Below are 19,198 nucleotides of genomic sequence, written 5' to 3'. Positions count from 1 at the left end.
GCGCTGAACGTTCCGGTATGCGCTGAACGTTCCGGTATGCGCTGAACGTTCGGATATGCACAGCGCGTTCCGGTATGCGCCGCACCCGAACCGAACGGTTCGCCGCACGTATACCGTTAAAGAAAGCGGGACAGCGGAAACGTTACGCGCAAACCGGAGGAAAGCACCAATCCGGCGGCCATTGAGTTCAAAAACGGCAAAGCCGCACCGTTCGTCTTATTGAACACCGAATAACGGATATCCTGCATGAGCGAAAACTCGGCGCCGCCTGCCGAAATCGACGGGGACTGCCAGCAGACGCCTATTACGCCCGGAAAAATCGACGGCTCGATGCGGCTCCCCTCGCCGGAATCGCCGGAACCCGGTTCCACCGCCGATCCGATCGAAAACACCGGTCCCGCGTACACGCGGATTCCGCGGGAAAGCGTTACGGAAAACAAAAGCGGGATCTGAAACACGTGCATACTCGGATCGTACGTAAATCCGACGCCGAGTCCCGGCTGCGCCGCCCATTTACCGTACCGGGCGTGCACGTCGACCGAAACGCCGCGAAAATTCAGCAAAAACCGATCGGCCGTAAACAGGTTCCAATTCACGCCGAGCGACGCGTCCAGCACAATACCGGATGCGAACGAACCCGACGCAGCGGAACCAGACGCAGCGGACGGGCGTGAACCGTCTTCCGTTCCCGAGACAGGAATCTGCACGGATTCGGAACCGGCGACGTACGTTGAAGCAGGCAGAAACTGCCCCGCACCGGCGTACGCGTTTTTCCAATAAGTTTCTTTCAGGGATGAAACGATGACGCCGGTATTCGGACCGTCGCTCACCGCGTGCATGAATTGATTGTTTCCCATATATAATCCGGCGTGAGAAATCTTATTGCCGACCGTCCGGAAAAAAACGATATCTCCCGGTTCCTTGTACATATCGTCGATGATTTTAACGTTCGCATAGAGCGCGGACACGGTGCGCGGCAGCTGTACGCCGATCGACTCGCGCGCGACGGTAAAAATGAACCCCGAACAATCCATACCCGAAGCATCAATACCGCCGTACGCGTACGGTACGCCGACGAACTGTTTGCCGTACGCAATCATCTTGTTCCGCGCCGCGAGAGATTCTTCCGCAGACATCCGTTCGGCTGCGCCCCAGACAAAAGACGCCGAAAACGCACCGCATATGATCAGAAAAAAAAGAGACTTCCGACTATTCGTAATCATAGAACAGAGTATAAACCATATTTACAAAAAATTCCCGAAAAATCACATTTTTTTTGCAACATTTTTGACGGAAAGTATGTCATACTTATATAGTATCTGATCGGGGTACGCCTCTTACGGCAGTATGCCGAATTACACACAACAGGAACGGGAACTATGAAACAGACGGGTAAAAACACACCTTGGGGATTTCTTGACGACTGGAGGGGAAAACTGTTTTCGGGCGAATGGCCGACTTTGCCGGAAATGTTCCGCATTACCGTAGCGCGGTATCCGGATCGCCCGTGTTTTACGGATTTTATCCCTGAAAAACATACGCTCACGTATACGCAGGTGCTGCGGAACATTGAAAAACTTGCAGCCTGGCTTCATGCGGCCGGAGTGAAACACGGGGACCACGTCGCCGTCTCCGGAAAAAATTCGCCTGAATGGGCAACCGTATACCTTGCGACGCTGTTCGCCGGCGGAACGATCGTACCGATCGACTACGGCCTGCACGACACGGAAATAGAAAATCTCCTGAACACGGCGAAACCGACGTTTTTCTTTGTAGATGAAGAAAAATACGATTATTTCAGCGAACACACGTGCGGCGCCCAAATCTATTCATTATCGCCCAAACACGCCGACACGTACGCGTATAATCTGGAAACTTCAAAAACGGCGGAAATCACGCCGGCATCGGAAAGCGACACGGCGGCCATTCTGTTCACGTCCGGCACCACCGGCGTACCGAAGGGCGTCATGCTCACCCATAAAAATCTCGTATCGGACTGCTACATTGCGCAGATGAATCTTTCCATTTACAGCACGGACGTTTTTTACGCCCTGCTGCCGATTCACCATTCGTACACGATGCTCGCCGTTTTTATAGAAGCGATTTCCGTAGGTGCGGAAATCGTATTCGGAAAAACGATGGCCGTTTCGCGTATGCTCAAAGAACTGCGCGAAGGTAAAATTACGATGCTGCTGGGAGTTCCGCTACTGTTCAACAAACTTCTGGCGGGAATTCTCAAAGGAATCAGGGACAAAGGTCCCGTCGTATACGGCGTCATGAAATTCCTGATGGGCATTTCCTATCTGGTCAAGAAAATATTCAAAGTGAATCCCGGCAAAAAACTGTTCAAACCCGTTCTGGAAAAAGCAAGCATTTCAACGCTGCGCATCGCCATTTGCGGCGGCGGCCCGCTCGCACCGAGCGTGTTCCGCGTCTACAACGAATTGGGAATCGATTTTATCCAGGGATACGGACTGACCGAAACGTCACCGATCATTGCGCTGAATCCGAAAGAAGCGTTCAAAATCGAAAGCGTCGGTAAATTCTTTGCGCCTTATATGGAAATGAAGATTCTGGATCCGAACGAAGACGGAATCGGCGAAGTCGCCGTTAAAGGCCCGATGGTCATGCAGGGATATTATCAGATGCCCGAAGCGACTGCCGAAGTGTTTACGGACGACGGCTGGTTCAAAACCGGCGATTTGGGCAAAATAGACGCGGAAAATTATCTGTACCTCGCCGGCCGCGCAAAAAACATGATCGTAACGGAAGGCGGCAAAAACGTCTATCCGGAAGAGATAGAAAACGCGTTCCAGCTGTATACGGATATCGAACAGATTACCGTGCGCGGATACATCATGGATAAGGCGATGAAATCCGAAGGAATTGAAGCGCTCGTATATCCGTCCGACGAACTCATAAAACGGCTCAACGTCGTGCGCGGAGACCCCGAAGCGCTGCCCGCCGTACAGGAAGAAACGGAACAGATCGTTGCCAAAGTAAACAAGGTTTTGCAGCCGTACGCCCGAATTTCACACGTCGTCATACTCGACGAACCGCTCGAAATGACGACGACCAAAAAAGTAAAACGGACGTATAATACATAACGCGTAACGTTCCGCCTGATAAAAAAACGCGGCTGCCCCGAAAGTGAAGTTGCAGTTCATCACTTTTAGGGCAGCCGCTTTTTTTACGCGAGGCCGGCTTGCAGACGGCAGCACCCGAACCGTCGGACATCGTGCCATCCGCAGCAAAGACAAAAACAAGCGTTGAAAAGATATCTTCAATCGTTTGTCCGCGGTACGTTTTGCCGTTCAAGTTAATTTCAAGCACTTCATTGACTGTATTTCCATTGTCAGCGTTACGGCTGATCTTATCGAATATTGCCGATTACCTTGGAATTTCATTAACACAGCTGGTTGCAATGATCGAAGAAAAAATGAATGCAGATAACTGATTTATCCATTAGGTTGACCACACCGAACGGTGCGGTCAGTGCAGAAACGCCGAAATCGGCTAAAGCGATTACGGCAGCACGACGGTCTTGATGCTGTGCGGTTTAAAAGAGGCGGAGGCGATTCCGTATTCCGGTACGGAAATGACGGATTCTGCCGCAGTATCCGACCGGTTCAGAACGATTAACACAAGTTTTCCGTCCGGTCGTTTGAACGCGCAGGTCTCAAGTTTATCCGAAAATCGGGAGACCGCAATACGGCGGCTGCAAGGAAAGATGAATTTGCTGAAATGCCCCATATAATAATACGCCGGACGGAATTCGAGTTCCGTTTTACCGGCGCGGATACGGGTCCGTACCGCTGCGTCGCAGAAATTTCGTGCATGATTCGGGCCGCCTTCTTCATCTAGCAGCAAATTCCAATCGATAAAACCGTTCGCAAAGTTATTTAAGTCACCGATCAGCTCGTGCGCGTATTTTTCGGCGTTACCCTGCGGACCGTCGTCGGAGCGCTCTTCCACGCAGAACTCGGTCAGCAGCAGCGCTTTATGCGGATAACGTTCATGCACGAGCGAAAGCTGCTCAAAATGGTCACCCGAATACCAGTGGAACCCGGCGCCCCAAACGTATTCGGAAGCGACGCGGTCATCAAATGCGGCACTGGAACGTTCCAGAACGGATTCCTTATTATGATCCCAAACGAGTATTTTTATATCGCCCAAGCCGGCGGCCGCAAGCGTCGGCCCCAAGTAATCGCGGACGAAAGCCGTTTCTTCCGCAGCCGTATACCGGCACGAATCCCATCGCTGGACAGCGGCGGGTTCGTTTTGGGTCGACACGATGCCCGTCCGTATTCCTTCCCGTTCCAAGGCGCGGATATAACGCACGAAGCAATCCGCCCACGCCTGCCGGTACTCGCTCTTTAACGAACCGCCGCAATTCATGTTTCCGTTCGTCTTCATAAAAGCGGGCGGGCTCCACGGAACGGCGTGAAGCGTTATGCTGCGTCCGGACGACTCAGCGTGTGCGAACGCAGCTTTCATGAGCGGAACCGTATATTTAAAAGTACGGGAAGGATCAAAACGTTCCGCACGGTAATCGGCCTCCGACTCGTAGCATGCGTAATTTTCAAGTGAAAAATCGCAGCTGTTCATATGCGTGCGTCCCAGCGTATAACCGATTCCCTTATCCGGATCAAAATACGCTTCTATCAAACGTTTTTTATCAGCGGCGCCCAATTGCGCGTATACATATCCCGCAGATTCCGTAAACGCACCGCCGAATCCGAGTATTTCCTGATATTCCCGTTCGGGGAACACGCTGATAACGTTCATTTCGGCTTTTTGTTCCGGAATGAACGGCATTTCCGCCGCTTCCTGAAGAAAACGGCATTCCGCCGGAACGGTTTCAAAAACACGGGCTCTTTTTATCATACGGTTATCCTTTCAGGGCTCCTTCGGCAACACCCTTCGTAATTTTATCGCTCAGAAATACGTAAATAAGCAGCGACGGTAGCGCCACAAGCATCATTACCGCGAATTGAACCGCGTAATTCGAGGCATACTGTCCGGCAAAATTGTAAACCGCGTACGGCAGCGTACGCAGCGCTTCATTTGAAATGTACGTTGCCGCCATAATGAATTCATTCCAAGTACTTATAAACGTCATGATAATAACCGTTACCATAGCCGGACGAACCATCGGGAAAACGATCCGAAACAACACGCCCCACAACGTGCAGCCGTCGATTATCGCGGCTTCTTCCAAACTTTTGGGAATCGACTGCATGAATCCGGTCATTATAAACGTTGCCGTAGGCAGCGCGAACGCTACGTACGGAAGAATCAATCCCAAATAGGAATCCGCAATATGCAGCCTGTTGAAAATGACGTAATTCGGCAGCAGCGTCGCGTGGATGGGAATCATGATTCCCATCGTCACGCAGCCGAAGAACAGACTGCGCAGTTTCCACTTCATGCGGGTAAACGCGTAAGCAAGCATTACCGCAAACAGCGTCGTCAATAAAATGGTAAGCACGTTGACGATCACCGAATTCAAAAGGTAATACGGTATTTTTCCGTTTATCCACGCCGTTTTGTAATTCTGCCACTGAAAAACTTCCGGCCATACCAGAATGTGCGAGCCGAATAAATCACCGCTTTTCGCTACTGAAAAATCGAACAACCAAATCAGCGGAAACAATTGGCCGATTCCCGTTATCAATAAAAACGCCGTAATCCATTTGTTCCGCAGCGATTTCTTTTTCATACGTACCTCCGTACGGCAACCGTTAAAAATTCTGCAAACCTTTTTTAAACATCCTGTTCATTACCAACGTGATCAGCAGGCAAAAAGCGACGAACACTACGGAAATTGCGTTGCCGTATCCGTACCGATACGATGAAAACGCCTGAATATACAAATAATTTGCAAGAAATTGCGACATGTTTCCCGGCCCTCCGTTCGTCGTAAGGTATACGGTTTCCATCTGTTTCAGAGAAGAAACGACGGCAAGCGTTACGTTTACGGAAACGACGGGCAGCAGCATCGGCAGGGAAATTTTAGTCAGAAGCGTCCATTTGTTCGCGCCGTCGACGGCGGCGGCTTCAAAAATCTCGGAACTCAGTCCTTTGATGCCCGCATAATAAATGAGCATCGCCCAACCGAAGCCCTGCCACATGACGATAAAAATAACGGACAGCAATACCAGTTTCGGATCACCGAGCCATTGCTGGGCGCTTACACCGAACACGGCGAGAATTTTATTCAGCAAGCCGTAAGTGGGTTCGTAAACGGACACCCACATTTTTGAAGTTACGACGACGGAAATGACGCACGGAACGAAAAAAACAGCCCTGAAGAATTTTTCAAATTTACCGGCACTGCGCGATATCAGATAAGCGAACAGCAATGCAACCGGATGCTGAAGGCAAACCGTTGCCAGCGCAAGAATGACCGCGTGAAGCAGCGACCGGTAAAAAACACCGTCTTTCGTAAGCAATTCAACGTAATTTTTGAAACCGATTATGCGCATCGCCCCCATACCGGTCCAGTCAGTCAGACCGAAAAAGAAACTGACGGCGACCGGCAGTAATACGGCAAAAGCAAAAATCGAAAAACCCGGAAATACAAGCCAAAAAATATACCGTTTATCACTCAATACCGAATTCATGTTTTCTTTCTCCTCCATACCCGCGCGGTATGACGGAGCGTCCGCGGAAAAAGACGGACGCTCCGGTTCAAACCGCCCAGGCGAGTAACGTGTTATTTTTTTATTGCATCGTTCAATTTTTGAATGAATTGCTCGGGTGTAATTATTTTTGCAGCGAGCGCCTGCACCGCATTTTCACATTCCGTTTTGAAAACGGCGGTTGCGCTGTCGTTAATCGGCGTACCGCTCGTGTTCGTGGCCGAACCCAAAACGGTTACCAGCGTTTTCTGCACATCGGTTTCAGTTCCGGAAAGGAAAGCGTCAAACTTCTGACCGGGGAATCCGAGCCCCTGCTGCCACGCGTGTTTCGTCCAGTTTTCGGGAAGCATCATGTAATCAAGCAGTTTAACGGCTTCGGTTTTATTGGACGATTTGCCGGACACGGCGTATCCGCCGCCGTTCCACGCCATCATATCGGTTTGTCTGCCGACCGAGCCGGGAATGCTCATGAAGTTCATGACGGCAAGATTTTCCTTGAACTCGGCGGAAAAAGCGTCGTTCGTCGCCATTCCCATTTCCCATGATCCCATATAATACATCGCGGCTTTGCCTTGTGAAAAGATATTCTGCGACGCACCGTAATCGGCGGAAACGAATCCTGTTTGGAAAACTCCGCCGTCAACCAATTCGACCAGATCTTTGGCAGCCTGCAGCAAAACGGGAGAATTGAAATCCTTTTTTGCCAACGCGTCGCGGATAGCGCGGTCGTCGCCGTTCCGTTTCATTACGAGATCGTGATAGAGAATTGCCAGCGGCCACGCGTCTTTGCCGTCCATGGAAATCGGTGCGATTCCCTTTGCCTTGAATTTTTTTGCGGCGGCAATCAGTTCCGGTACGGTTTGCGGAACGGCGATGCCGTTATCGGCAAACAATTTCGCGTTGTAAAACACAACCATCATATCCGTATTGCGCGGCAGTCCGTACAATTTACCGTCATAAGAAAAACCATTTAAAGAACCGTTTACAAAAGCGTACGCCGAGTATACGGAAGGATCCAATTCGGCAGCGTAACCTTCTTTCATTACCGGCTCAAAAAACGACGGCTGACCCCATACCGCGAATATGTCCGGCAGATTGTTTCCGGCCATATACGCTTTGAACTTCTGTTTATACGGTTCGTCCTGCAGCGCTTCAACGACAATCTTCACGTTCGGATTCGCCTTCTGATATTCGTCCAGCAGCGTCTGTTCCAGCAGCCCCATATTCGACGACCGATCCGGCAGATTGGAAAAAAATCTGAGTGTCGTAACACCGTTCGCGCTGCCGGAAGAATCCTTACCTCCGCCGGCGAACACGGGAACGAGCAGAACCAGTGACATCACTATCACGGCAGCCGTTTTAACATACTTTTTCATGCAAAAGCCTCCTTTATCATGAATCATGACTATAGGGTAAGTATATAAGCCGATTCCGCTCCTGTAAGTAGACGATTTTTCGATTTATTCCAATATTTTCGGATTCGTCTTTTTCTTTCTTGAAGTATAACGGGAGCACGGCTATAATCGAATCATGATACGAACGAATCGGAGAATCAAAGCGTTTTTGTTAAGCCGACCGCTTAAATCCCAAATATCAATCTGCATCTGCATTATTCTCTTTACCGCCATTATCGTCATGTGGACGACGTTCGTATTCATTTACCGTAAAAATACCGGAGAACAGACTGCCGCCGTGTATCAGCAGTCGCTCGAATCGATCGGACAGAACATCACGTTTTTGCAGGAAACGATTTACGGAACGTCGACGTATTTGATATTGAATCAAAACACGCAGGATATTCTCCAATTTCCCGAATCGAAACTTCTGAATATGGACGCAGCCGCAAAATCGAAACTCGACGCGGCGTCGCTCCTGTCGTTCAATACGCTCGTTTCAAACGATTACGTCAGTTTCGTATCGTTTACCGCGAAAAACGGCTATACGCTATACGTGAGCAGGGACGGCGGAACGGAAGGATACCCGTATGAACAAATACGGAACGCGGCGCCGTATGAGCAGGCGGCCGCAAAGCTGGGAGCGCCTATATGGATGATCATACCGCAAGACTCAACCGTCGTATCCGCCGCCGGAACGCGGCCGAAACTCGCCCTCATCCGCGCCGTTATGAACACGAACACGTACAAGCCGGAAGGATTTCTGACCATTTGCGTCGATTTCAGCACCATTCAGGAAGCGTTTTTTGCCGAATCGAGCCAAAAATCACGGCAAACGGTCTTTTTCATTACGGAAGGTGGAACGGTGCTCGGTACGGCGGAAACGCCGCCGACGTATACGTACGTCCGGAAACGAAACGGCGAAACGTCAATCATAGATCCGCAGTCCGTATCCGCCGGAGAATACGTCCGGTTTAACGGAGAAACCTGCATAGTTGCAAAATATCATATCAAATCCTGCAACGCGTATATTATCGGATTAACTCGGATTACGGACGCAATGCAGAACATGAACAACGTCCTGATTCTGTTTCTTATCAGCGCCGTCTGCATTTTGCTTATTTTTACGTTTGCCGCCGTTTTTTCAGGCAAACTCATTACGAACCCGCTGAACCGGCTGCTCGAATCCATCACGGCTGCAAAAGAAGGGAATTTCTCCCGAATAGTCGACATCCGCCGCACCGACGAAATCGGTACGCTCGCAAACGAATACAACAGCCTCATGAATAAACTCAACTATCAAATCAACACCGTGTACCGTCTGCAAATCAGCGAACGCGAGGCGGAACTTAAAGCACTTGTGTCGCAAATAAACCCGCATTTTCTGTACAACACCCTCGATACGATTTATTGGAAATGCCTGAACGCGGGTGAAAAAGACGTTTCGTCCGTCATTTACTCGCTTTCACGCCTTTTCCGATTGACTCTTAACCGCGGAAACGAATTGACGTACGTAAAAAACGAAATCGAACTGATTTCCCATTACGTAAAACTTCAAAAAACGATTTCTCACAACAGGTTCGATTTTCAGCCGGATATAGATGAAACCGTATACGATTTTCTGATTCCCAAACTCATATTGCAGCCGTTCGTCGAAAACGCAATCGTACACGCAGCCTGCAATACTTCGTACACCGTAACCGTTTCGCTGTGCGGTACGCTGACAAGCGAAGGCATTTTTTTCCTGATCGGCGATAACGGAACGGGAATCGATCCGGCGGTTTTAAACTCGCTTTTGACGGATTCAAACGTTTTTCAGGACGGCAGCGAACGGAAAGGAAGCTCGAATTACGCCATAAAAAACATCAGGGAGCGGCTGAAGTTATATTACGGCAACACGTACACGCTCACTATCAGCAGCGATCCCGGCACGGGAACACGAATCGAATTGACGCTGCCTTTTGAACCGGTAAAACAGGAGACGGGAAATGCACACACTTTTTATCGCGGATGACGAATTGGACAAATTCACCGTACTGCGCAGCAATCCGAATTGGCAAAAATACGATATTTCCATCTGCGGCGAAGCATACGACGGGAACCGGACGTATGAAGAACTGATCCGGCTGAACCCCGACATAGCGCTCATCGATATAAACATGCCGGGAATGAGCGGGCTCGACGCCATACGGAAAGCAAAATCCCATAATCTGAAAACGAAATACATCATTCTCACCGGCTATGACGATTTCAAATTTGTAAAAACCGCGCTGGAATTGAAATCGGTTGACTATTTGCTCAAACCGAGCCGCATTGAAGAAATCGTCCGAACGGTGCTGAAAGCCGTAAATGAAATCGAAGAGGAACGGCAGCTGTTCAGCAGCTTGATAAAAAAATTTAAAGACAATTCCGGCGCACCGAATTCAGCCGACGAGCGGGAAAGCGACCACATCGCCTTTCCCGAAAATCCCGTTCGGAATGCACTGAAATCCGAACGCGTATCGCTCCAAATTCAATCGGCCATGAAATATATCAGGCAACATTACGCCGAAAAAATTTCGCTCGAAACCGCAGCCGCGCAATCGTTCATATCACCGGCCTATTTAAGCCAGCTGTTCAAACAGCAGACCGGCATGAACTTTATAGAATACCTGAATCATTTTCGCATTGAAAAATCAAAAGAACTGCTCTCGGATCCGGGCAAAAAAATATACAACGTGGCGTATGAATGCGGATTTTCCGATGAAAAATACTTCCACACCATTTTCAGAAAATATACCGGCATCACGCCGAACCAGTACCGGGACACCCTTATCCTGTAAGAACGGGCCGAAAATTCACGTCAGCCGTTTGAGCGCCGCACGCACCGTGTCCAGACTGACCGCGCCGTCCGGTCCGGTCAGCGGCAAATCTCCGATATCGAGCGTGAACGCACGGCGCGCGATGTGTTCCGGATAGTGCGCGTCCGACGAAGTAATCACCGGCAGCCCCAGACTCGAAGGCGGCGCCATACCCGCTTCGGTCGGCACCGGATTTCGCGGACACACGAATTCGAGCGCATCCCAGTCCTTCGCCGCCGGTACGTATCCGAACTGGCTTACCAATGAAAACGCGGGACGATCCACGTGCGCCGGTATGCATAAGCCGCCGAGTCCGTGGATCCGCGCGCCGATTTCATCTATAGAAAGAGAAACCGACGTTATCAGATATTTTTCTACTTCGCCGAGGATGTTTTCATCTGCATCAACGTACACCTGATCGCCGGTTTTTTCCGGATCGTTTAAAACCGGCGGCAGCGTTTCATATAATTCCGCCCCGAAGTCGAGCGCCGTTTGGCACGAAGAAAACAGGGCGAGTACGTGAATTTCTTCCGCCGTCTGCACTTCCATGCCGAACAGCGGCAGTACGCCGAATTTTCGGCAGGAGACGGCGAACGCGGGACAGTTCAGCGCCGAATTGTGATCGGTAAGCGCGGCGAGTGCGACGCCTTTTTCCGCAAGTTTCCGCGCGATAACGGACGGCGACATTTCCAAGTCGCCGCACGGCGAAAGGCACGAATGAATATGAAAATCGGCAAGAATCGTCATACGTCCTCCGGCAAAACATCCCGTCAGTATAGTGCGGCGCAATCCGAACCGGCAGCTATTCCGCGGACAGCGCGGCTATTCCGCGAACAGCAGCAGCTATTCCGCGAACCGACAGCTATTCCGCGGACAGCGCGGCATCCGCCTGATCCGCGCCGTTTTCCGCACACAGCAGCGGATACAGCCGGCCGCTGACCGTAAACTGGCTGCATTGCGTTACGAACAGCGCGATGCCCTCAGCGCGGCAGGCTTCTTTCATATCGGAAGGAAGCGGCCGGTCGTTGCAGATGATGATCGCCGGGCTGTCTTTGAGCACGGCGACGGCAACCGTATTTTTGTGGGCTTGAACGGTTATCAGCACCGCTTCGTCCGGCGCGTTGCCCATCACGTCGCTCAGCAGATCGGACGCGTACGCGGCGCGAACGGGACGGGCTTCATCTCCGGCAACCGCGCACGTCAGTTCAAGCGCTTCCGCCATTTGGGAAACAGTCATAACTCCTCCTTGCGATCCGTATGAAAAGCAGCGCAGCGCGTACACGGGATCTCGAATTCCGAAAACAGAACGCCGCGAACACGTACCGGGGAACGCCGGCTCCGGCAACAAGAACGGCTCACGGATTCTTAAAATAGAACACCGCGTGCACCGTCGTTCCCGATCCGGGGGCGGACGTTATATCGAAATCATCGGAAACGCGCTTCGTATTCGGCAATCCCATGCCCGCACCGAAGCCGAGCGCACGGATACGGTCGTCGGCGGTGGAAAACCCTTCCGTCAGCGCTTTGGCAACGTCGGGAATTCCCGGCCCCGTATCCTGTGCTTCTATAACGAGTTTTTCGGGAGCAATAAAATAACGCATCACGCCGCCGCAGGAATGCACCACCTGATTGATTTCAAGCTCGTAGCTTGCAATTCCGATCCGGCGAGCCAAAGACGGATCGGTGCCCATCGTTTTCAGTAGTTTCTTTATTTCCGTAGACGCCATTCCGGCCGTTTCAAAATTGAACGGTTCCGTTTTGAATTCCACGACGCGGACGGCGTTTTTATCATCCGCATTTCCGGCGGTACCGGCCGCGGCGGATCCGGTGCGAGCTTCCGCATCCGGTGCGAGCGAGGCCGCTTCGTTTTCGAGGCGTTCCATTTCACTGTTCATCGAAACGAGCAGCGCGGAAATCACGTCCGACGCCGTAACGATTCCCGTCAGTTCGTGTTCCGCGTTCAGCACCGGAAAACGGCCGAAGCCGTATTTATTGAAATACGAAACGCAAAACGAAACGGACATGGTTTCCTGAAGCACGATGATGTCGCGCGTCATGTGCGCTTCGGCACGGTCGTCTATCCAGCCGCCGTCGAACGCGTTTACGATATCGTCCATGGAAACGATGCCGACTAAACGGTTCCCCGCGACGATCGGCATACCGGTGATGTTTTTCCGCTTCATCCGCAGCTGAATAGAACGCAGCGAATCACCCGCACCGGCGGTAAGCACGGGAGCGGACATGACGTCTTTCACTTTGAGCTTGAACAGCAGGTCGAGGACAGCGTTTGGCGAAGAATCAGTGTTTAACGGAATGGTTTCCATATCGGTTATTATAGCACATATTTTTCGATAAAGCGCGCCAAACCGTCTTCATTGTGCGAATATTCGGTTACGTACCGGGCGAGTTCCTTGATTGCGTCGAGCCCGTTGCACATGGCAACGCTCTGTTCGGCATACCGGATCATGGACTCGTCGTTCATGCTGTCTCCGAACGACATGGTTCGGCTGCGCGGGATAGCAAGCCGGTCTGACAGCCATTCGAGCGCTTCGCCCTTACCGCAGTTATACGGCAGGATTTCGAGAAAATACGGTTTGCTGGTAAAAATAACGCATTTATCGCCGATCGCCGCTTTCAGCGCAGCCTGCAGCAGCTGGATTTCCGCAGGATCACCGGGAATCACCATTTTGGGATGCCCTTTACCCAGAAGCGCTTCGTATTCGGGAACTACCTGCATTTTCAGCCCGCTGAGCTTGACGTCCGTTTGAGTCCACTCGTTGTCTGCCGGAACGTAAATGGTCGACGCATCGTATACTTCGCTGAACATTCCCCGTTCGGCCGCCGCGCGATGCGCGTATATCAGCAATTCGGGATCGACCGTCCGTGAAAAAATTTCACGGCGCGTGTGCAGGTCGGAAACGGAGGCGCCGTTCTGCGCGATGATATACCGTCCCTGCTCTTTTCCGGCAAGATCGAGCCGGCGCACGTACGGCAGAATCGCGTTGTCGGTACGGCCGGAACAAAGCGTTACGTATATACCGGCGTCGGCGGCGCGCTGCAGAACGCTCACCGTATAATCCGAAATCGAAAGATCTTCTTTCAAAAGCGTATCGTCGAGGTCGATCGCGATTATGCCCGCCCGCAGTTTTTCCGCGGGTAATTTATTGTAATTCATACGGCGAGTATATCAAACCGGCCGCGGGCAAACAAGTCTTTGCCCCGGAAATCTTAGGCGGCATACACTCTTAATCGTTCAGGAAAATTTCGGTAACGGCCGGATCTTCTTGCATTTTAAGAATCCGCGTGTTATCTTGAAATTGGAAAGAATACTATTGAAGGAGGTAAAAATATGCCGTATGAACTGGTTGCGGAAAAATTGAAAACGCTTAAAGAAACGGATTTGCAAGAAGTTTCCGAGTTTATCGATTTTATTCAATTTCGTACCGGCAACAATACGAACACCTCAAACAATACGAGACGCAGGAACCGGGAGACTGTTCTGAAAGAATTAAGCGGAATTATTCCGCCAAGTGTAACGGATAGTGAAGTCAAGGATCTCAGGACACGCAAATGACGGTTGTGTTTAATACGAATATCATTATAGATATTCTGGCACAAAGACAACCGTTTTATTCAGATTCCTTTCAATCGATGCGCATATGTAACGGGGAATCCATGACGGCCTGTATAACGTCAAATACCGTTACCGACATTGCCTATATTTTGCACAGATACGGTCACGGCAAAGTCCAAATAAAAGAAATCCTTTTGAAATTGTTTTCTTTAGTTGAAATTCTTGCCGTTGACTCTGCCGATTGCCGCAACGCAGTTTTATCATCAATTGAAGATTTTGAAGATTCCGTCTTGATCGAATGTGCGTTTCGACACAAAGCAAACTATATAATTACAAGAAATATCAATGATTACACGGCTGCCAAGCTCGAAGCGATAACACCTAAAGATTTTATAAACATGAGTAAATTACGCTAAACCGGCCGCGGGCAAACAAGTCTTTGCCCCGGAAATCTTAGGCGGCATACACTCTTAATCGTTCAGGAAAATTTCGGTAACGGCCGGATCTTCTTTAAGGCGCTTCGCCATCGTACAAAAATCGACGTATTTCGGCACGCGGACACTGAACACCAAATCAATCCGCCCCGCCCGGTTGGAAGAAGCGCCTTTAAGCCCCGAAACCACGATGCCGCTTTCCGTCGCTATTTTCCTGACACGCGCTTCGTCGGGAGTACCGTTCGCATACGAAATCCGCAGATTTTTGAGCTGCTCGGTAGGGAACAGTTTATCTTCCACTTTTTCAATGAAAACCAGCGATATCACGCAAACCGTAAGCGCAATTCCCGCAGGCAAAACGAATCCCGCACCGAGCGCAAGCCCCAGAGCGGCCGCCGTCCAAATAATGGCCGCCGACGTCAAACCTTTTACGTTGAAACCCTGCCGCAAAATGGCGCCGCCGCCCAAAAAACCGATACCGGACACAACTTGAGAAGCGAGCCGGGCAGGATCACCGCCCGCACTGCCGGCAAGCCGGGACATATAAACGGAAAGCATCATCAACACCGAAGACGAAACGCATATCAGAATCAGCGTCCGCATACCGACGAACTGCATACGGAATTTCCGCTCGAGGCCGAGGATACAACCGGCAAAAAAACTGAGCACAACGCGAAACAGGCATACGTACCATTCGAGGCCGCTGCCGGTCAATTCAGTCCATACGTCATTCATACCCGCTCCTGCAATACCGGACGCTATTTCCGGAACAGGGTAAACCCGGCGGGCGGCTTTGCCCCGAATTTTACCCACTGCGCGGCACGTTTCGCGTCGCTTTTCGGTTTTGACGCGATCCACGCGTCGAGATACGGAAACAGCCATTCGGCAAACGCCGCGTCGGAAACGCCGCGTTCCGAGCGCGCCAGCAATATCCGAACGGTATCGGAATCCGCGTAGCCGGCCGCCGTATTTTCGGCAAGCGCGGCGAACGCACCGGCGGCGGTTGCGCACAGGATTCCCGCCGGAATCAGCGCCGCTTCGGAGCGCAGCGCACCCGTGCGTGCCAAATCGGCGAACGACGGATGTTCTTTCAGCGCGAACACCAGCGTTCCGCCGCCTTTCTTCACGTATCGGCCGATTATTTCGGCGGAAAGATACACGTAACCGGCAATCATCGCATCGAGTGCGCGGGAACAGGTTTCCGGGCCGATCTTTTGAAATTCGGGAGCGAACCAGGCCGTATCGAAGAGCAGCACCGCCTCTTCGACGGAGCGGAACGCGTTTTCAGCCTGCAAAACGACCGAACGGGCGGACACGGACGACGATTTATTCCACACGGCGGGTCTGACACCCGGTTTTGAAAATTCACCCGATTCGGCTTCGGCCCGGGCGGCGGCGGGAACCGTAACGACCGCGTTCCGGCCGCAGGAAACGGCTGCCGCAACGAAGTCGCTTCCGGCCGGATATTCCTTTCCGGCAAAAAGAACCGTTTTTTTCACGCTGAAACCTCCTGCTGCCGCGATATTATTTTACGAGACTGGAAACGAGTGCGGGCACGGCGATAAAATTGCCGATGACACCGCCGATCGACGACAAGAAAAAAACCAGCAGTACGCGCAGAATCCGGTTTTTATAATACCCTTTGAACGTCACGGCGTCTTCCGAAAGGCGCTCCATGTCCTGCACTTTCGGTTTGCGGATCCAGGCCTGCACGATACCGGTAAAAAGTCCGACGCCGATAACGGGATTCAGCGTCGCGATCGGTGCACCGACGAATCCGGCGAGGACCGTCAGCACGTGGCCGCCGGCCAAAAGTGCGCCGAACGCCGCAAGCGAACCGTTCCACAATATCCAATTCAGCAGCATGTCGAGTGAAGTTTTTGCGCCGCTGGTAAAAAATCCCGCGACTATCAGCGCGACGATCGCCAACGGAAATACCAACCCGGCAATTTTACCGCCGATACCCGGCGGCGGCAGAACGGAAATATCGGACGTATCGGAAGATTCGCTGCGCGCGGCAAGCGCTTCAAGATGTTTTACCACGCCGGGCAAATGTCCCGCTCCCAGAACGGCGACTATTTTCCGCGCTGCCTGACCGTTTATCTGCGCGTCCCAGATGTGAGCGGCAAGATACCGGTCCCGTTCGTCGATCAGCACCGTTTTGACTGCGGGCAGATATTCGGCGATCTCATTCATCATGGAATCCATTTCGCTTTCATTTTTGAGCTTTTCAATCTGTTCGGCGGAAATTTCTTCTTTTTCAAACGCGCTCGAAAGCAGCACGGCCAGCAGTTTGCATTTTCCCCACAACGAGTTTTTGGCCCAGGCGCGGCGCAGCGTCATCTGAATCGGCCGGTCGACCATCACGGACGGGATGCCGAGTTCTTCCGCGGCGGCGATACCGGCTTTCATTTCTTCACCCGGTTTCACGCCCACGTCGGCGCCCATCCGTTTCTGAAAAGACGACAGTACGAGATTGGCCATAAGCACGAACCCCTGTCCGTTTTTCAGCACTTTCACGATGTCGAGATTGCGCCAGGATTCGGGATTTTGCATGGATTGATAGCGCTGTTCGTCAAGTTCGATCGCAACGCAATCCGGTTTTTCCGTGTGAATGGCGGCGGTAACTTCGGCAATACTTTCCTGCGAAATGTGCGCGGTACCCAGCAGGATGATTTCACGCCCGTCGAGTATCAGGCGCTTTTCTGTTTGACTCATCGTAACTCCTCTAAAAAATTCCGGAGAAAATATCAGTTTTCAGGCGATATTCCGGAAACCGCGCGCGCACCGTCCGGCGCATCCGGAGCGGAAACCGCCCATTCGGCGAGGCGATATTCAAAAAACATCGGACTGTTCAGATTCAATACGTCAGTATAATACTTTTCCGCAAGAACGTCATTACCGTTTATATCATAAAAAAGCCCCAGATAATAGAGCATTTTTCCTTTCAGATTCCGGTTCGATTCGTTCAGAACTTTCTGCACGACTTGCTGATCGCCTATCTGATCGTAATACAGACGCAGCACGGCGTATTCAACGGAAGTCTGACTCTTGTTGCGCATCGCCTTACCCAAAAGTTCCCGCGATTCTTTCGTTTTGCCCTCTTTCAAATATGCGGCGGCTATCATCAGCGGATACGACACGTTTTCTTCATTCATGCTGCGCGCGAGTGCAAACGCGCGGCGCACTTCGGCAAAGTCGTTTTCATGCCAGGCGAACATTCCCAGCGACTCGTAGGCGAAATAATATTTGGGATTCAGTTCGATCACTTTGCGGTACATCGCGAGCGCTTCGTCGAAACGGTTTTCTTCGTCGAACAGACCGGCAAGATACGCGTATGCAAGAAAATAATCGGATTCGAGTTCCGCCGCACGCCGCCACGCCGACTCCGCACCGGCAAAATCACCCTGATACCGCAAATACTGCCCGTAATCGAGCCAATAATCGTATATGTCGTCGTCGAATTTCAGCGCTTTTTCGATATATTCCGTGGCGACTTTATAATTTTCTTTTTCGGCGGCGAGTTTGCCCAAATACGCGTAGGCGAGACTGTTTTCCGGATCGGATTCCAGTATTTTTTCAAAACTGGAGCGGGAAGCTTCGTCGTCACCGGTATAATAGGAAACCTGCCCGTATCCGAACAGCGCGCCTTCGTGCCCGGGATCTCCGGACAAACCTTTCAGATAGTACCGTTTGGCCTGATTATAATTGCGCCGCAGCATCTGTTCTTCACCCAGTTCGACGTTCGCGTCGCTGTTGGTCGGGTCGAGACTCAGTATCCGTTTCAGCGCGGCGGATTTTTTTGCCGTGTCGCCGGAAGCTTTGGCAAGCATGGCCGAAAGCAGCAGCACGTCCGTATCGTCGGGATTTTTTTTGAGCAGCGTGTCCGTAATGTCGGCGGCTTTGTCCAATTCGCCGTTTGAAATGAGCAGCGACGCGTGCAGATATTGCAGCGACGCGTCGTTTTCGTATTCGGGCGGAAGCGAATCGAACAGCGCGAGCGCTTCGGCAAGAGACCCCGATTCGAGCACCGACTGCAGGTTGCCCGCAAAATTCACCGGTGAAAAAACTTCGTCGTCCGCCGCTGCAGGAGCGGATACTGAGGCAGGCGAAACGGGAACGGCTTCCGCGGCTGTCTCCGCCCGTTCAGTGCCGTTTTCCGCAGGCACGTTCGTGCTGACGCAGGAAAGCAAACCGCCTGCAAGCACTCCCGCGCACACGATACGGGACAAAGACTGCAGCATACAAAGTTTTTTCATACGAACTCCATTTTCCGTTCGGGATAGTTGATTTTGTCGCCATCATTAGCTAC

The 19,198-nt window shown here is 51.6% G+C and carries 17 protein-coding genes; 4 read left to right on the top strand and 13 right to left on the bottom strand.

The window, feature by feature from the left end:
- Positions 1-116 precede the first annotated feature (116 nt).
- A complete protein-coding gene (locus TREBR_RS13390) occupies positions 117-1,223 on the bottom strand; it encodes a C40 family peptidase (protein WP_013757494.1) in 1,107 nt (368 codons plus the stop codon).
- A gap of 156 nt (positions 1,224-1,379) precedes the next feature.
- Between TREBR_RS13390 and TREBR_RS01615 the strand changes: the two genes are divergently transcribed.
- A complete protein-coding gene (locus TREBR_RS01615) occupies positions 1,380-3,107 on the top strand; it encodes an AMP-dependent synthetase/ligase (protein ID WP_013757493.1) in 1,728 nt (575 codons plus the stop codon).
- A 418-nt stretch (positions 3,108-3,525) separates the two neighbouring features.
- On the opposite strand, the gene TREBR_RS01610 is transcribed toward TREBR_RS01615, so the two are convergent.
- The 4 genes from TREBR_RS01610 to TREBR_RS01595 form a co-directional block, all read right to left on the bottom strand.
- Positions 3,526-4,887: a glycoside hydrolase family 30 protein gene (locus TREBR_RS01610; protein ID WP_013757492.1), complete on the bottom strand. Its 1,362-nt coding sequence runs from the start codon at positions 4,885-4,887 to the stop codon at positions 3,526-3,528.
- A 4-nt stretch (positions 4,888-4,891) separates the two neighbouring features.
- A complete protein-coding gene (locus TREBR_RS01605) occupies positions 4,892-5,722 on the bottom strand; it encodes a carbohydrate ABC transporter permease (protein WP_013757491.1) in 831 nt (276 codons plus the stop codon).
- 22 nt (positions 5,723-5,744) lie between these two features.
- On the bottom strand, positions 5,745-6,626 hold the full coding sequence (locus tag TREBR_RS01600) for a carbohydrate ABC transporter permease (protein WP_013757490.1): 882 nt from the start codon (positions 6,624-6,626) through the stop codon (positions 5,745-5,747).
- 92 nt (positions 6,627-6,718) lie between these two features.
- Complete coding sequence (locus TREBR_RS01595) at positions 6,719-8,020, bottom strand: ABC transporter substrate-binding protein (protein WP_013757489.1); 1,302 nt, start codon at positions 8,018-8,020, stop codon at positions 6,719-6,721.
- Between the two features lie 154 nt (positions 8,021-8,174).
- Here TREBR_RS01595 and TREBR_RS01590 point away from each other — a divergent pair, with 154 nt between their 5' ends.
- Positions 8,175-10,052, top strand: coding sequence for a cache domain-containing sensor histidine kinase (locus TREBR_RS01590; RefSeq protein WP_041610288.1), 1,878 nt, complete (start codon positions 8,175-8,177; stop codon positions 10,050-10,052).
- Entirely contained in the window at positions 10,027-10,860 is an 834-nt protein-coding gene (locus TREBR_RS13385; protein WP_013757487.1) for a response regulator transcription factor, read from the top strand. Before TREBR_RS01590 ends, TREBR_RS13385 begins: the two co-directional genes overlap by 26 nt.
- Positions 10,861-10,875: 15 nt before the next feature.
- Here the strand turns inward: TREBR_RS13385 and TREBR_RS01580 are convergent, their stop codons facing one another.
- From TREBR_RS01580 to TREBR_RS01565, 4 genes are all read right to left on the bottom strand, one after another.
- On the bottom strand, positions 10,876-11,625 hold the full coding sequence (locus TREBR_RS01580) for a PHP domain-containing protein (protein WP_013757486.1): 750 nt from the start codon (positions 11,623-11,625) through the stop codon (positions 10,876-10,878).
- Positions 11,626-11,740: 115 nt separating this feature from the next.
- Positions 11,741-12,115: a hypothetical protein gene (locus TREBR_RS01575; protein ID WP_013757485.1), complete on the bottom strand. Its 375-nt coding sequence runs from the start codon at positions 12,113-12,115 to the stop codon at positions 11,741-11,743.
- A gap of 118 nt (positions 12,116-12,233) precedes the next feature.
- Complete coding sequence (locus tag TREBR_RS01570) at positions 12,234-13,202, bottom strand: CBS domain-containing protein (protein WP_013757484.1); 969 nt, start codon at positions 13,200-13,202, stop codon at positions 12,234-12,236.
- An 8-nt stretch (positions 13,203-13,210) separates the two neighbouring features.
- On the bottom strand, positions 13,211-14,053 hold the full coding sequence (locus TREBR_RS01565; RefSeq protein ID WP_013757483.1) for a Cof-type HAD-IIB family hydrolase: 843 nt from the start codon (positions 14,051-14,053) through the stop codon (positions 13,211-13,213).
- 395 nt (positions 14,054-14,448) lie between these two features.
- Here TREBR_RS01565 and TREBR_RS01555 point away from each other — a divergent pair, with 395 nt between their 5' ends.
- A complete protein-coding gene (locus TREBR_RS01555; RefSeq protein WP_013757481.1) occupies positions 14,449-14,868 on the top strand; it encodes a PIN domain-containing protein in 420 nt (139 codons plus the stop codon).
- A gap of 54 nt (positions 14,869-14,922) precedes the next feature.
- Here the strand turns inward: TREBR_RS01555 and TREBR_RS01550 are convergent, their stop codons facing one another.
- The 4 genes from TREBR_RS01550 to TREBR_RS01535 are packed head-to-tail and all read right to left on the bottom strand — an operon-like array spanning position 14,923 to position 19,145.
- Positions 14,923-15,621, bottom strand: coding sequence for an MgtC/SapB family protein (locus tag TREBR_RS01550; RefSeq protein WP_013757480.1), 699 nt, complete (start codon positions 15,619-15,621; stop codon positions 14,923-14,925).
- 23 nt (positions 15,622-15,644) lie between these two features.
- Entirely contained in the window at positions 15,645-16,385 is a 741-nt protein-coding gene (locus TREBR_RS01545) for a hypothetical protein (protein WP_013757479.1), read from the bottom strand.
- 25 nt (positions 16,386-16,410) lie between these two features.
- On the bottom strand, positions 16,411-17,604 hold the full coding sequence (locus TREBR_RS01540) for a TraB/GumN family protein (RefSeq protein ID WP_013757478.1): 1,194 nt from the start codon (positions 17,602-17,604) through the stop codon (positions 16,411-16,413).
- 32 nt (positions 17,605-17,636) lie between these two features.
- Positions 17,637-19,145: a tetratricopeptide repeat protein gene (locus tag TREBR_RS01535; RefSeq protein WP_013757477.1), complete on the bottom strand. Its 1,509-nt coding sequence runs from the start codon at positions 19,143-19,145 to the stop codon at positions 17,637-17,639.
- Positions 19,146-19,198: the final 53 nt, after the last annotated feature.

The organism is Treponema brennaborense DSM 12168, from assembly GCF_000212415.1.
In the GTDB taxonomy this organism is placed as follows: domain Bacteria; phylum Spirochaetota; class Spirochaetia; order Treponematales; family Treponemataceae; genus Treponema_F; species Treponema_F brennaborense.
This window is presented reverse-complemented; position numbering and strand designations above follow the sequence as displayed.